The organism is Colwellia psychrerythraea 34H, from assembly GCF_000012325.1.
Lineage (GTDB): Bacteria > Pseudomonadota > Gammaproteobacteria > Enterobacterales > Alteromonadaceae > Colwellia > Colwellia psychrerythraea_A.
The window spans coordinates 4,136,709-4,152,364 of sequence record NC_003910.7 but is presented as its reverse complement, the minus strand read 5'-3'; the positions used below and the strand labels follow the sequence as shown (position 1 = coordinate 4,152,364).

At 38.6% G+C, this 15,656-nt stretch carries 8 protein-coding genes; all 8 read left to right on the top strand.

What is annotated here, in order from left to right; genetic code table 11:
• The first annotated feature begins 216 nt into the window (after nucleotides 1–216).
• The 8 genes from CPS_RS17715 (at nucleotide 217) to tyrA (ending at nucleotide 15,584) form a co-directional block, all read left to right on the top strand.
• The gene (locus CPS_RS17715; RefSeq protein WP_011044705.1) at nucleotides 217–2,724 is read left to right on the top strand and encodes a TonB-dependent siderophore receptor; all 2,508 of its coding nucleotides are present in this window, start codon (nucleotides 217–219) and stop codon (nucleotides 2,722–2,724) included.
• A 191-nt stretch (nucleotides 2,725–2,915) separates the two neighbouring features.
• The gene (locus CPS_RS17710) at nucleotides 2,916–5,246 is read left to right on the top strand and encodes a beta-N-acetylhexosaminidase (protein WP_011044704.1); all 2,331 of its coding nucleotides are present in this window, start codon (nucleotides 2,916–2,918) and stop codon (nucleotides 5,244–5,246) included.
• Nucleotides 5,247–5,522: 276 nt separating this feature from the next.
• Nucleotides 5,523–6,080, top strand: coding sequence for an RNA polymerase sigma factor (locus CPS_RS17705; protein ID WP_011044703.1), 558 nt, complete (start codon nucleotides 5,523–5,525; stop codon nucleotides 6,078–6,080).
• Nucleotides 6,081–6,122: 42 nt separating this feature from the next.
• Nucleotides 6,123–7,313, top strand: a complete 1,191-nt coding sequence (locus CPS_RS17700; protein ID WP_011044702.1) for a FecR family protein — start codon at nucleotides 6,123–6,125, stop codon at nucleotides 7,311–7,313.
• A gap of 60 nt (nucleotides 7,314–7,373) precedes the next feature.
• A complete protein-coding gene (locus tag CPS_RS17695) occupies nucleotides 7,374–10,139 on the top strand; it encodes a TonB-dependent receptor domain-containing protein (RefSeq protein WP_049757922.1) in 2,766 nt (921 codons plus the stop codon).
• Between the two features lie 500 nt (nucleotides 10,140–10,639).
• Nucleotides 10,640–12,586 (top strand): acetate--CoA ligase, encoded by a 1,947-nt coding sequence (gene acs / locus CPS_RS17690; protein WP_011044699.1) that lies wholly within the window; start codon nucleotides 10,640–10,642, stop codon nucleotides 12,584–12,586.
• 571 nt (nucleotides 12,587–13,157) lie between these two features.
• Nucleotides 13,158–14,252 carry a 3-deoxy-7-phosphoheptulonate synthase gene (locus CPS_RS17685; protein WP_049757921.1) on the top strand — a complete coding sequence of 365 codons (1,095 nt, stop codon included), beginning with the start codon at nucleotides 13,158–13,160 and terminating at the stop codon, nucleotides 14,250–14,252.
• Nucleotides 14,253–14,438: 186 nt separating this feature from the next.
• Nucleotides 14,439–15,584 (top strand): bifunctional chorismate mutase/prephenate dehydrogenase, encoded by a 1,146-nt coding sequence (gene tyrA, locus CPS_RS17680; protein ID WP_011044697.1) that lies wholly within the window; start codon nucleotides 14,439–14,441, stop codon nucleotides 15,582–15,584.
• The last annotated feature ends 72 nt before the right edge of the window (nucleotides 15,585–15,656 follow it).

Below are 15,656 nucleotides of genomic sequence, written 5' to 3'. Positions count from 1 at the left end.
TTTAATTAATTATTTATTCCCAAATATCCCCTCGTTTACGTATTTATCTATGTAAGCAAAATAAAGCTGACTTATTTCATATCACTTTATTGCGCTTTAGCAACAAAATTTACAACTAAGCGACGTTGAATCGAAACAACGTTAATTAAATTAAAAAGAGCTAAAACGAAACAGCGCTAATTCAATTAAAACAAAGTGAAAAGCTTGAGGGAAAATATGACCATTACATTTAAAAAATCTGCGGTTTATTGTGCAACATTGGCAGCACTTGCAATAGGCTCTTCAGCAATGGCTGAAGAAGTAAAAAAAGAAGCAGGCAAACCAGCAGTTGCAGATTTAGAACGCATTGTAGTAACGGGTAATACGGGCCGTGGCCAAACTATTCTAGAATCATCAATATCAGTCACTTCTTTAGGTCCAGAGCAACTTGCCAGAGAAATGCCTTTAGGTACTGCTGATTTATTAGAATCAGTACCTGGTTTTTGGGTAGAAGATTCAGGCGGCGAAACGAATAATAACGTAGCACCTCGTGGTTTACGTGGTGGTGAAGGGTTTCGCTATATTGGTGTCGAAGAAGATGGCTTACCGGTTGTATATGATGGCGTATGGGTTGATTTTTATCAGCGTCAAGATATTACCATTGAACGAATGGAAGCAGTACGTGGCGGAACAAGTGGATTACTTACCACCAATGGTCCCGCCGCATTAGTTAACTTTATTACCCGTAAACCTAGCGATGAAGCTGAAGGTACAGTTAAGTTATCATATGCAGATTATGGTATGACTCGTCTTGAAGGTTTTTATGGGGCTCCAATCAGCGAAGACTGGAAAATGTCAGTGGGTGGTTTTTACCGCCAATCAGATGGTGTGCGTGATACGGAATTTACTGCTGATCAAGGTGGTCAAATTCGTGCCAATTTAGTCCGTGAGTTTGATAATGGTCAATTGACTATTTCAGCAAAACATCTTGATGACCACACCACTTTTTATGTGCCTATTCCATTGCAAAACCAAGCCGACCCTCAAGGCATACCAGGAGTTGATCCTCAATCAGGTACGCTTATTGGTAAAGATCAGCAAAACCTTGGTTATTTAAAACAAGATGGTAGTTATTTAAACCGAGATCTTGAAGATGGCCAGCACACTAAAGTGACTACTTTAGGTTTTGAGTTTGATTATGACCTATCTGATAACTGGTATATGAATGCAAAAGCTCGTTACTCTAAGTTAGAAAATGATATGTATATCTTACTCAACTTTGATAACTCAACTCTGGTTGATGGCAATGCGCGCTTACAAGCTGATGATGTTCAAAATATGCTAACTCATTTTGCTGATGACGGTGCAGTAAGTGCAGCTTATCAATTTGTGAACTCAGGTGAAATATTTAACGATGCCAGTAGCCTTAACGGTAATGGCTTAGTTACAACAAGTTACCCACTTTACTCGCGTTATGAAGCTGACCAACTAGTGACTAAACTAAGTTTTACTTACGAAAATGATGCTCACAGTTTAACCTTCGGTTGGTTATATGCTGGTGTTGATGCCGATGATTTGCCTGTAGATAAGTGGGAGTCACAATTTTTAACCGAGGTGAGAGACAATGCACGTCGTTTAGATATTGTTGCGCTTGACTCACAAGGTGGTGTTATTGGTCAACTTACCGATAAAGGCTCTACAGGATATGCGCCAGGTTGGGGTCAAGCAACTGCTTATGGCACCACAAGCTCGCACTCACTTTTCGTTAATGAAGAATTTCAAGTTACCGATGATTTAAGACTCGATGGTGGTATTAGGGTTGAGCGTTTAAGTTTAAATAGTACTGGTTCAGGCACTTCATTTGCACAAGAAGTTGATGGCGCTTTTGATGCTAATGGCAATGATACTGATAACATTATGGCAAACAACTATACGGATATGCCTTCTAATGTTTTCTTCAATAAAAAAATGGATGTTACTGAAACGGCATGGACATTAGGTTTTAATTATACCTTTAATGAAAATATTGCCATGTTCGGTCGTTATGCTGATGCGTTTGAAATGCCACGTTTACTTAGCCATGGTCAAGGTATTCACTCAGGCGAAGATGCACAGTTTAATGAAACGGTAAACCTTACTTTCGGTGAAATAGGTGTTCGTTATTCAGGAGATACTATTGGTACTTCCGTGACCTTATTTAATACTAATTTTCAAGACTTAACTGAGCGTAACTTTACCGGTAGTAACGGTGAAGTGTCTAACCAAACGGTTGATGCAATTACTACAGGTATTGAATTCGAGGCCGTTTGGCGGCCAGTTGAGAGCATCTCAATAGAGCTGACTGGTGTAGTACAAGACCCTAAAATGGAAGGCTTTGAAGGTGATTTCAGTCATTGGGAAGGCAATCAAGTTAAGCGTACGCCTAAGATACAAATGCGCGTAACGCCGACTTATCATTTCGACGAAGGTAATGTGTACTTAACAATTCATCATTTAGGGGAACGTTTCTCTGATGGTCAAAATGAATTCGCTTTACCTGCATATACCACCGTAGATGCAGGTGTTATGTACCACTTCAATCAAGGGTTAAGTATTCACTTAAAAGCAACTAACCTATCAGATGAAATTGGTTTGACGGAAGGTAATCCTCGTGCAATTAATGACCAACAAGCTGGCTTTGAATATTACTATGCTCGTCCAATCTTAGGTCGAACGTTCACAGCTTCATTAACCTACGATTTTTAAGCGTTAAATTGAGGGGTAGCTGTGATGATTTATACCGCCACGGCTAGCCCTAGATACACGTAAATCAGTATACGTAAAACAAACACACGTTGATGGCATTAATACGCTTTACCCTTGAGCGTCGTTGATTTATTTGCCCCCGATTTCATTTACATGGCATGAAATCGGGTTTTTTATACCGAGGATTATTTGTGAAAATATCACTTTTTTTATTATTGCTTACTTTATCTGCGTCACCCTTTACCTCTGGCGCACAAAAAAGTGCACAGCAAAACGCGCTATTCCCATATCCTCAACAAGTGAGTTGGGGAAAAGAAACCTTTACCTTTAATAATGAAACTCAATTAATTTATACCAATAATGACGCTAAAAAAGTTGCTCATTATTTTAGTGACTTCATACAACCAGCCACAGGATATTTGCCATCATTGTTGACTACAGAAGAAGCTAGGTTACAGTATAAATTGGCTAATTCGGCTAATAAAATAGCGTTCTTACTGCTGGAAAAATCAAGTGAAGAAGCTGTTGAAGGTAGTTATCATTTAACCATTGATGCCAACAAAGTCACGGCTAGTGCCAGTAGCGAAGTTGGTTTATTCTACGCTGCGCAGACCTTAAGGCAGTTATTCTCAAGTGATATAGAAAGCCGTATGCCAATTAATAAAGCGCAATGGCTATTACCTAGTGTTGATATTATTGATGCACCACGTTTCAAACATCGCGGTATGCACTTAGATGTAAGCCGTCATTTTTTTGATGTTACCTTTGTAAAACGTTATATCGACTGGCTAGCATTTCATAAAATTAACTATTTTCAATGGCACCTCACCGATGATCAAGGTTGGCGTATTGAAATTAAGCAGTTTCCTAAATTAACTTCGGTGGGCGGGCATCGCGCACAAACGGTTGTCGGTCACACTTACGATTATCAATCAGTGTTTGATAATAAATCCCATGGTGGTTTTTATACTCAGGCACAAATTAAAGAGGTATTGGCTTATGCTAAAGAACTTCATGTTGAGGTGATTCCAGAAGTGGGTGTACCGGGGCATAGCACTGCATTTTTAGCGGCTTACCCAGAATATTCTTGCCATAAAAATCTGGTTAAGGTTGAGCAACGCTTTGGTATATTTGAAGAAGTACTTTGCCCTACTGAGGATACTTTTACTATGCTTGCTAAAGTTTACCAAGAAGTTGCGACTCTGTTCCCATCAAAATATATTCATATTGGTGGTGATGAGGTGATTAAAAAACAGTGGCTTGAAAGTGACTTTGTACAACAGTTGATGAAAGAGCAGGGCTTAACCAATGGAGAAGAGGTACAAAGTTACTTTATTAAACGTGTTAGTCAAATCATCACCGGCTTAGATAAAACTCTTATTGGCTGGGATGAAATCATTGAAGGTGGTATTGCCAAAGACGCTGTGATTATGTCGTGGCGCGGTATTGAAGGAGGTATTGCTTCAAGTGAAGCTGGACATGATGTAATAATGAGCCCTTACCAATATACTTATTTAGATGCTTATCAATCGCGTTCAGTTGATGAACCTAAAGCCATTCATGGTTACTTACCCCTTAAAATGGTTTATGGATACGACCCAGTACCGGCAGATTTATCACCACAGCATCAACAACATATTCTAGGTGCACAAGGGGCATTATGGACAGAGTACATTGAGAGTCCCCGCCATGCGGAGTACATGTTATTACCAAGGTTAAGTGCTTTAGCTGAAGTATTTTGGACACAACCGACAAATAAAAACTGGTCTCGTTATAGTGCTAATGTTGATCATATTATTACGCGATATCAGAAAATGGGGCTTAACCCAAGCACCAGTGCTTTTACCGCAAGCACTAAGATTGACGTTGTAAAAAGTGGTGAATTAACCGTAAACTTAACAGCCGATATTGCGGGGAAGAATATATTCTATACTATTGATGGTAGTGAACCCGCCCCCTACAGTAAAGCAACCTATTTATATAAGAATGCCATCACAGTAACGCAGCCAGTGTTAATACGGGTGGCTGTCGAATCAGCCCAGGGAAGAACGCTTTTTAGTGAAGTGAATGTGGCGTTAGCGCCGCATAAAGCTTTAGGTAAAAAAATCAGTTTTGCTGCACCTCCAAAAACGGGTGAAGAACGTTTATTAGATGGCATTATGGCTTACCAGCAGTATTACAATGTTGATGATTTTGCGGTGTTTTACGATGAGGATCTAGATGCGATTATTGATTTTGAGCAGGCCACTGAGTTCAGTCAAGTGCAACTGGGCATTGATACCGGTAAACACAGGCAGTTGCAGCCTCCTGTGTCAGTTGAAGTGTTAGTTTCGAATGACGGCATTAATTGGCAATCATTATTACGTTTAACGCCAACTCAAATTAAAGGGCCGTTATTAACCTTAGACTTTGAGCAAGTAAAAATGCAATTTCTTCGTGTTATTGCTATTAATGCTAAGAACTCTACTGATCCACAAATACCAAAACTTCCTTTATATATCGATGAGATTGCAGTCTATTAGTTTATATAAAAAACGCTAGGGAAGTTATTTAACGAAGAGGTTTAGACTACTTCGTTTAGATTATGGTAATAGTGACTTCCTTAGGTATGATAAAAGTAAATTAGGTGGAGTAAAAATAAAATTATTTATTTATTCCCAAAAATGCCACCTCATTCGTTTTATAAGTATCCAGCAATCTTTATTAAAGGAATACGATGGCACTCCCATGGCACTACAAGGATTTAATCCTGTTATCTTACCGTGTTGCAATGGCCTCTTATTTAGTAGAAATTCGATATGTTGTGGTTAGTTATGACTGATTTTTTAAAAAATATTGAACAGGCTTCTTCTGATGAAAAGAGAGTGGCCCAAGTCAAATTGCTGTATCAAGATCATCATCTACGCTTGATTCACCGTGTTATGGCAAAAGGTTTAGCTAAACGTGAGGCCGAAGATGTAGTTCAAGAAGCTTTTGTTAAATTACTTGGACTCGATAACCAAGAAATAAGCAGTTATATCCAAGCTTACCTTTATCGTATTGCCTTAAATCTGGCTATTGATAAGCTCAGGTCTAACGCAAGAAGTCCGTTGGAGTCAATGCATGAACAAGAAGATTATAGTGACGAAAGTACCTCGCCCGAGCGGAAGAATGAATCTCAACAGCTTTTGCGTAAAATGTCAGAGTCAATCAAAACGCTACCTCTTAAGTGTCGACAAGCTTTTATTTTATATAAAATAAAAGGCATGTCTTATGCGGATATTGCTAGCACCTTGGAAGTATCAGAGAGTATGGTACGAAAATATGTCCTAAGAGCAGTCAGACACTGCTTTGATGAACTCAAGTCAGATTTGTAACTTAATGCATTAAATAGATAGTCACTTTGACTAGAGCAAACTATGAAACCAATTGATATTAAAGAAAATAAGAACCCGGTTGAAAGCGCCCAGTTTGGCAAAACTCAAGATGAGCCATTAAGCGATAAAACACATGTTCAAATAAGTGATGAAGCAACTCAATGGTTGCTCACTATTGAAGAAGATGACTCTGAGAACAATCAACAGGCATTAAACGCTTGGTTATCTTTGAGTGCCCAGCATAAAAAAGTGTATCAGCAACTACAAACCCTTTGGGAAGTAGCTGATGAGCTTCCCGTCGATTTATTTAGTGAAGACTTACTTGGGTTATCAATGACACCGAGCTCTGCAGTAAATACTTCCTCCAGAGTTAATCCATATGCTTTAAAAAAAGAAAGTATTTTGGCGAAATTTATTTCCTTCTTCACCTTGAGAAAAACTATGTATACGGCCAGTTTCGCCAGTGTCATTTTTGCGACTTTTATTACATTTACACAATATAACCGCGAGATGGTTACGACCGATAAACCATTACAAGTAGCAAGTTCAAGTACCTTGCGTACCAACGAATATCAAACAAAGTTAGGCGAGCATAAAACTATTACCGCACAAGACGGATCTATTATTGTTTTAGCGGCTAAGTCACAGGTGTTTATTGATTACTCAGCTAACCGTCGAGATATTCATTTATTGTATGGAGAGGCGCTTTTTACTGTTGAAAAAGATAAAGAAAGACCTTTTATTGTGCATAATCATGGCCGTAGCGTACAAGCGTTGGGTACTATTTTTAATGTCAGAGAGTCTAAAAGCGCGATGCAAGTTTCAGTATTAGAGGGTATTGTTGAGGTGAACGTTGAGCCAGAGGTTAAGTCTAAAGTAACTAACAGTAGTGACAAAAATCAAGTCGCTACCCTTGTGGCAGGGCAAGCACTTGAACTTGATAGCTTAGGTCAATTTTCAACAACCTATGCGATTGAGGTTAATGAGCGTATGGCATGGCAAGATGGCCGATTAAATTATGTTAATACTGATTTAGCTAACGTGATTTTTGATTTGAAACGCTACTCTACTTTATCTATTCATATACCCAATAAACAGGTGGCTAACATGGGCTATACCGGTAGCGTGATATACGATAAAGTGGATGACTGGTTAATTGCCCTACCTTATATTTTTCCTGTTGAGGTACAACGTCACGGTAATAGTGTCGTTATCGTAAAACGTAAGGAATAGCTTTAAAATTATAATAGCAATAATGAGAGCATATATGACAACGCCCTTATATAAGTCGGGATGATTTATACACCGACCTCAAATTTTTTTATTGGTTTAAACACTATTAAAAGCGTTATTTTTAATAGTGTTTTAGTCGTTTCTTTCTTTTTATCCTCTACTTCCTTTGCTCAAGAGTTTGACTTTGAACTTACTGCGGGCACATTAAATAACATGCTACTGAGTATTGCTAAGCAAGCCAATATGCAATTGGTTATGCGCGCTAATGTTGAGTATGGAGAAGATAATAAACGCTATAAAGCGCTAAAGCAGCAATCGAGTTTGGACGATTTACTCTCTCAGGTATTAAGAGATAGCCCATTTAATTATCAGATTTTAGTGGATACACACGTCATCCTTATTCTTCCTAAGACAGTTGTTGCCCCTGAAAATAGCGATGCTTTAGAGGTTAATCGTGTATGGGAGCATATTTTGGTGACGGGGCATGGAAGTGAAAATAGAAACCTATTATCTTCTTCTACTTCGGTAAGCTATATAAGTAGCGGTACCTTACAGCAGTTATCTAATGAAAATACTGCAGAGTTATTACAAAATGTACCTGGATTTTGGGTAGAAGGATCTGGCGGCGAAACAAATAATAATGTTGCACCTCGTGGGTTAAGGGGAGGTGAGGGCTTTCGATTTATCAGCCTGATGGAAGATGGCATCCCTATTGTTTATGATGGTGTTTGGCCAGATTTTTTTCTGCGACAAGATTTAATGACTCAGGGAATAGAAACAATACGTGGCGGAAGTAGCGGTATTTTTACATTTAATGGACCTGCTGCGATTGTAAATTTTATTACGGCTAAAGGGACTGAAAAACAAGTTAATCGACTTAAGCTTAGTCAGGGGCTTGATCATCACTTTACTCGGCTTGATGGCTTAACAAGTGGCGCCATTAATGAGCAATGGTTTTATGCGTTTGGTGGCTTTTATCGGCAAAGTGACGGTGTACGTGAACCCGGTTATACGGCAGATCAGGGCGGTCAATTTAAGGTTAACCTTACGCGAAAGACTAAAGCTGCTGAAATGAATTTTTCCTATCGATTTTTGGATGACAAAACCAGTTTTTTCTCACCCACACCTATGACCAATGCTAATTCCCCACAAGGTGTTACAGGCATAGATGCTAGCTATGGCACTTTACTCAGTGCCGACTTTAATAACCTTACCTTTAAAAGCCCCGAAGGTTCTTTTCAACGTGACATTGAAGATGGTCAACAAAGTAAATTACACCGCTTTAATGCCAGTATTGATTGGGATGTAGCAGAAAAGATCTTACTTAAAAATAAGTTCAGTGTTGCTGATATGGAAAACACCATGTATGCCTTAATTAATTTGGGTAATGACACCTTACTTGATGCAGCTGAGCGACTTAAACAAAAGGATATAACTGATTTTATTAATCAACAACAATCACAAGGGGCAACCCAACCTGCTTATGTTTATAGTCACAGTCAACAAATAATTTCAAATCCTGCTGACTTAAACTCTAATGGATTAATCACTACCGCGTACCCTCTATATTCACATTATCAGCAAAAACAATGGCTAAATCATTTTAGTGTCAATGTAGATTTAGATGAAGTGCAAGTCAGCTTAGGACATATGTTCGCCTACAATGATTTTGGCAGTTTACCTCTCGATAAATGGCAAGGGGAAATCCTAACCGAAGTAAAAGACCAGCCACGTCGTTTAGATATTGTCGCACTTGATGATCGCGATAATGTTGTTGCTAGTTTCAGTGAACAAGGTTTCACCTCGTATGCGGGGCCGGGTTATTTAGATGGAGAAGGGGAAGCTATATCTAATTCTATTTATGGTTACCTTGAATGGCAGCCTATAACGCCATTACTTTTAGACTTTGGGTTACGTTGGGAGCACTTATCATTAACATCAACCGCGGGTACTGATAGTGTTTATGCATTAGCGGATAGTAATTTTGATGCGGTATACAAGAGCGGTTACACTTTTACTAAAAATGATGACTTTAACAAGCTTGCATGGAATTTAGGTGGTAATTATCAGTTATCACCATTATCTGCAATATTTTTTCATTTATCGAGTGGCTTTGAAATGCCGAAGCTAATTAATTTTGGCAATGAGATAGGTTGGGGGGATTATCAAGACACTATCCCAGAAGAAGCTGGTTTTGGTGACCCCGTTGAATTAACCTTTGCTGAAGGTGGCGTACGTTTAGCTGACAATAATTGGCGTATAACGGCTGCATTATTTGAAACTCGCTTTAATCCATTACCCTTTACCGTATTTCGTGGCATTTATGATCGCCAACAAAGTATTTTTATTGATACTAAAACTAGAGGTATTGAATTTGACTTTACTGTTAATTTAACCAAGCAGCTAACCGTTGCAGGCCTAGGCGTTTGGCAAAAAGCTGTACTTAGTGGCATTCCCAGTGATGCGATTGAAAGTGCATATAATGGTAATCAAATTACTCGAACGCCTGAATTCCAATTACGTATTAGTCCGAGTTACACTATAGATAAGGCGAGGTTTTTTTTAACCTACGCTTATATAGGGAAACGCTATTCAGATATTGCTAATAATTTTTCGTTAGCGGCTTACTCTGTTATCGATTTAGGTTTTACTTACCAACTTACCAAGCAGTTTAGCTTTGCGCTACACGGTAAAAATATAACCAACAGTGTTGGATTAACTGAAGGTAACCCTCGAAATGCATTAGCGCACCGTAATAGTACTAATTTTTACGCGAGAGCTATCTTTGGCCGTTCGGTAATAGCCAGTGTGGAAGTAACGTTTTAAACCTGAAATATCTAACAGGTAACTAAATTTGGCAAAGTAGCGCTATCTATTAATAAATAAGCATAAAGCCAATAACTCATGCCAGGTGCTTTTTTATGGTAAACATTCAGGTAAGAAATGACAGCGTTGTCATGTTTTATTTTCAATGGTATGGTACTGTCCAGCCATTTTTGCTTACAATTTTTTAGAGTAAAAACTTAAATTAATACTAAAGTTGTATATTAAAGTCGGATTAAAAATTTTAGCATGTTAGTTATCCAATTGTCGTTAGCTGCAGAACTTATGTAGTTTTATTGCTGGAAATAAAGAAAACAATACGTTAAAACTATGTTCAAATAATATGTAAAAATTATTAAAAGATATTTAACGTTGATGAATGAACAATATAAATAAAAAATATTTCATGTTATACCAATGGGTTAATTAATGGGTCAACGTAAAGTTAATTAATTAATCCCAATGGTATTAATAACCTCAAGTTAAGTCCGAAGGAAGAGAAAATGAAAGAATTAAAATCTTGTTATCCAGTTTCAGAGAAAGCTAAAGCGCATACCCACATTGATGCGGCTACATACGATGCTATGTACAAAAAATCAATTGAGCAACCTGATGAATTTTGGGGCGAGCAAGCGAAAGAGTTTATTGACTGGTACAAACCTTGGGACAGCGTAAGTAAAGTTGATCTTAAAAACTCTGAAATTAACTGGTTCTCTGGCGGTAAACTTAACGTAAGTTATAACTGTATTGATCGCCACTTAGCGACTAAAGCAAATGATACAGCTATTATTTTTGAAGGTGATGATCCAAATGATGACTCAAAAGTAACGTATCAAGAATTACACGACCATGTTTGTCGTTTTGCTAATTTATTAAAAGAACGCGGCGTTAAAAAGGGCGACCGAGTATGTATCTACATGCCAATGATCCCTGAAGTAGGTTACGCGATGTTAGCGTGTGCACGTATCGGTGCCATTCACTCTGTTGTATTTGGTGGTTTCTCTACTGAATCAATTAAAGCGCGCGTACTTGATGCAGACTGTAAAGTGGTAATCACTGCGGATCAATCATTACGTGGTGGTAAACGTATTCCACTTAAATCAAATGTTGATGCTGCGGTTATTGATTGTCCTAACGTTCACTCAGTAATTGTTGTTGCTCGTACCGGTGGTGATGTTGCTTGGAATGATAAAGTAGATATCAACTACGAAGAAGCCGTTGCGAAACAATCAGCAATCTGTGAACCAGAAGTAATGGATGCTGAAGATCCTTTATTTGTTCTTTATACTTCAGGTTCAACGGGCACACCCAAAGGTGTAGTACACACTTGTGGTGGTTACATTCTTTATGCTGCGATGACACACAAGTATGTGTTTGATTATAAAGAAGGCGAAGTTTACTGGTGTACAGCCGATGCTGGTTGGATTACTGGTCACTCTTATATCTTCTACGGCCCGTTAGCAAACGGTGCAACTACTCTAGTATTTGAGGGTGTACCAACTTACCCAGATGCTGGTCGTTTTTGGCAAGTCTGTGAAAAACATAAAGTTAACGTATTCTACACAGCACCTACTGCCATTCGTGCATTAATGAGTATTGGTGATGATTTAGTTAATCAAGCTGATTTATCCTCTTTACGCTTGTTAGGTACGGTAGGTGAGCCAATTAACCCTGAAGCATGGCATTGGTATTATGAAGTTGTTGGCAAGAGTAATTGCCCAATTGTTGATACGTGGTGGCAGACAGAAACAGGTGGTATTTTAATTACTTCACTACCTGGTGCAGTCGATATGAAACCAGGTTGTGCGGGTAAGCCATTCTTTGGTGTACAACCGGCACTATTTGATAAAGACGGCAATACCTTAGAAGGTGAAAATGCAGGTCTGTTAGTAATGACGGCAAGTTGGCCAGGACAATTACGTACCGTTTATGGTGATCATAATCGTTTCTATCAAACTTATTTAGGTCAATACCCTGGTAATTACTTTACTGGTGACGGCGCTAAACGTGATGAAGATGGTTATTACTGGATAACAGGTCGTGTTGATGATGTGCTTAACGTCTCAGGACACAGATTAGGTACTGCTGAAATTGAAAGTGCATTAGTACTTCATCCAGCTGTTGCTGAAGCGGCTGTTGTTGGTTACCCACATGAAATTAAAGGCCAAGGCGTTTATTGTTACGTGACCTTAATGGGCAACGCGACTGAATCAGACGAGTTAAATGTAGAGCTACGTGAATTTGTGGCGAAAGAGTTAGGTCGCTTTGCAAAACCTGATTACATTCAATGGTCACCGGGCTTACCGAAAACACGTTCAGGTAAAATCATGCGTCGTATTTTACGTAAGATTGCTGAGAATGATGTAGATAGTTTAGGAGATACTTCAACATTGGCAGATCCAAGTGTTGTTGAAAACCTGATTGATAAACGTATCATTCACGGTGCATAAACCTTAATGGCTTATCACTCGTAAACTAATTAAAAGCGCCGAAAGGCGCTTTTTTTATGGCTTTATTATTACTTAGTTCTTTTTTAGTAATTGTTTAGTGATTGTTTAGTGATTGTTTAGTTAATTGGCATAACCTAGTGAATCATCGACTCTGGTCTGAGTCACGATAGCCTGAGCCACGATAGAAACAGCGTAACAGGTCTTAATAAAGCAATATAAAGTAGCATTGACTTCCTTCGCTTACATTAAAGGGAAGATAACAGTCATCATAATGAGCCCAAAAAACCATCGCTATCTACTATTTTCCTTTATCGATAAAGTTTTTACTTCATTTTCTCTGAATATTTCGAATTAACACTATACATACGTAAAAAAGAGTGTAAAAATAACAATACAAATCGCGTAATTAAATCTTTACGATTTCTTGTTTTTGTTTTTGGTTGAGCTGTAGCCCTTATTTAGTCGCTTTTTTCCTACCTTGAATTTCACATGTTTAATCTGTTTATTTAGCTAGCGTAAACACACTTTAAAGATCCACTTGGTGGAAAAAGAACTACATTGAGGAAAAATCATGACAACAGCCAACGAATTATCTGCCGTGCCGACCAGCTCAAATAACATTCATGTGAATGCTGAGCATGTATTAATTACCCCAGAAGCGTTACGTGCTGAATTACCACTTTCAGAAGAAGGTCGTGAGTTTGTACAGCAGTCGCGTAAAACGATTAGTGACATCATCCACAAGCGAGATCCTCGTTTGCTCGTTATTTCAGGTCCGTGCTCTGTACATGATGTTGAAGCAGCTAAAGATTATGCTCGTCAGTTAAAGGTGCTACACAATAAATACCAAGGCTCACTATTCATTGTTATGCGTGTTTATTTTGAAAAGCCAAGAACAACAGTGGGTTGGAAAGGTTTGATCAACGACCCTCATATGGATGGTACGTTTGATGTTGAAACGGGCCTTCGAAAAGCACGTGAATTGATTCTTTACTTAACAGAACTTGGTTTGCCTTTGGCAACGGAAGCGCTTGATCCGATTAGCCCGCAATACCTTGCAGAAGCATTTAGCTGGTCAGCTATTGGCGCACGTACCACTGAATCACAAACTCACAGAGAAATGGCAAGTGGTTTATCCATGCCAATAGGTTTTAAAAATGGTACTAACGGTAGCCTAAGTGTTGCAGTAAACGCATTACAATCAGCAGCTTCGCCACATCACTTTATGGGTATAAACCGTCAAGGGCAGGTTGCTTTAATCCAAACTAGCGGTAACCCTGACGGCCATGTTATTTTACGAGGTGGTGCAACGCCTAATTACGATGCAAAAAGTATTGCAGAGTGTGAGCAAGCCTTAGCTAAACAAGGTATTGCCCCAGGTATTATTGTTGACTGTAGTCACGGTAACTCAAGTAAAGATTACACTCGACAACCACTGGTAACACAAGATGTTGTCGAACAAATTTGTGCGGGTAATAAATCAATTATTGGTATAATGTTAGAGAGTAATATTAACGCGGGTAACCAAAGCAGTGATTTAGCAAAAGAAGACTTAGCTTACGGTGTATCTGTTACCGATGCTTGTATTGATTTTGCTGAAACCGAACAACTATTAGATGATGCTAATGCACGCCTATCGGGTTGTTTAACTGCACGTACCGCCTAAAGGTTATTTGCCTAACATTGTTAGGTAATACCAAACGGATTAATTAGTCCGATTGGCATAATATATTTTAATTAGACGTGACTTATACCCACTACCAATCAAAGTGAGCGGGTATATGTCGCGTTTTCTATTTTAAAGGTATTGTGTAATATGCTTCAAATACTCTGTTTTAGATAAGAGACATTAATGAAAAATTCAGATCCCGATTTTGATAAAAAGTTAACAAGTTTACGTGACGAAATTGATGAAATTGATAGTGATTTAGTCAAATTATTGCAAAGACGCCTTGCTGTTACCAGTAAAGTTGGTCAACTAAAAAGTGGTGTTGGCAGACCCATTTATGATGCTAAACGCGAGGCGAGTTTATTTGCTAAACGTCGCCAGCAGGCAAGTGAGGCTGGTCTATCACCTGACTTAATTGAAGATGTTTTACGCCGTTTAATGCGTGACTCTTATGTCAGTCAAGATGCTAGTGGTTATCGCTGCGTTAACCCAGAATGTAAAAAGGTTGTGGTAGTGGGCGGTAAAGGGCAATTAGGCTCTGTTTTTGTCGACCTTTTTCAACGTTCTGATTACCAAGTTGCTATTATTGAGCAAAATGATTGGCCCAACAGTGAAGCTATTTTAGCTGATGCGAGCTTAGTCATTGTTGCTGTGCCTATTCGCCTGACGACTATGGTTATTAATCATCTTAATAACTTACCAAAAGAGTGTATTCTTGCCGATTTAACCAGTATTAAAGAGTCGCCTTTGTTTGAAATGAAAAAGGTACATGCTGGTCCTGTTGTTGGCTTACACCCTATGTTTGGTCCAGATGTCACAGGCTTAATTAAACAAACCATTATTAGTTGTGAAGGGCGTAACCCTGAACAATATCAATGGCTCATTGAGCAGTTTGAAGTGTGGGGCGCTAAAATTTATCCGGTGCAAGCGCATGAACATGACCAAGCGATGTCAATGGTACAAGTTATGCGACATTTCTCTACTATCGCTTACGGCTATCACTTGATGAGTGAAGGGGCTGATATTGAGAACCTAGTAGCGATGAGTTCACCTATCTATCGATTAGAGTTGATTATGGTAGGGCGATTATTTGCTCAAGATCCTACCCTTTATGCGGATATTATTTTTGCTAACAAAGATAATGTCAGCATGATGAAACGCTTTGCTTACCGATTTTTAGAACTACTTGAAGATGTCAGCCTTGATGATAAAGATGCCTTTGTTGATATGTTTAATAATGTTTCGGGTTGGTTTGGTGATTATGCCGGAGATTTTCTCGAAGAAAGTAAATCGATGTTATTAAAAGCTAATGAGCTGAAAAAACATTAATTTATCTTTAGTGTTTCAAACCTATCGCGCTAGTGCTTTCACTAGCGTGATTTATCCTTCTTTATTCCAATA

Coding starts and splice junctions, on each gene's coding strand:
- acs (WP_011044699.1), top strand. CDS start 10,640: ATGAAAGAATTAAAATCTTGTTATCCAGTTTCAGAGAAAGCTAAAGCG.
- CPS_RS17695 (WP_049757922.1), top strand. CDS start 7,374: ATGATTTATACACCGACCTCAAATTTTTTTATTGGTTTAAACACTATT.
- CPS_RS17705 (WP_011044703.1), top strand. CDS start 5,523: ATGTTGTGGTTAGTTATGACTGATTTTTTAAAAAATATTGAACAGGCT.
- CPS_RS17715 (WP_011044705.1), top strand. CDS start 217: ATGACCATTACATTTAAAAAATCTGCGGTTTATTGTGCAACATTGGCA.
- tyrA (WP_011044697.1), top strand. CDS start 14,439: ATGAAAAATTCAGATCCCGATTTTGATAAAAAGTTAACAAGTTTACGT.
- CPS_RS17700 (WP_011044702.1), top strand. CDS start 6,123: ATGAAACCAATTGATATTAAAGAAAATAAGAACCCGGTTGAAAGCGCC.
- CPS_RS17685 (WP_049757921.1), top strand. CDS start 13,158: ATGACAACAGCCAACGAATTATCTGCCGTGCCGACCAGCTCAAATAAC.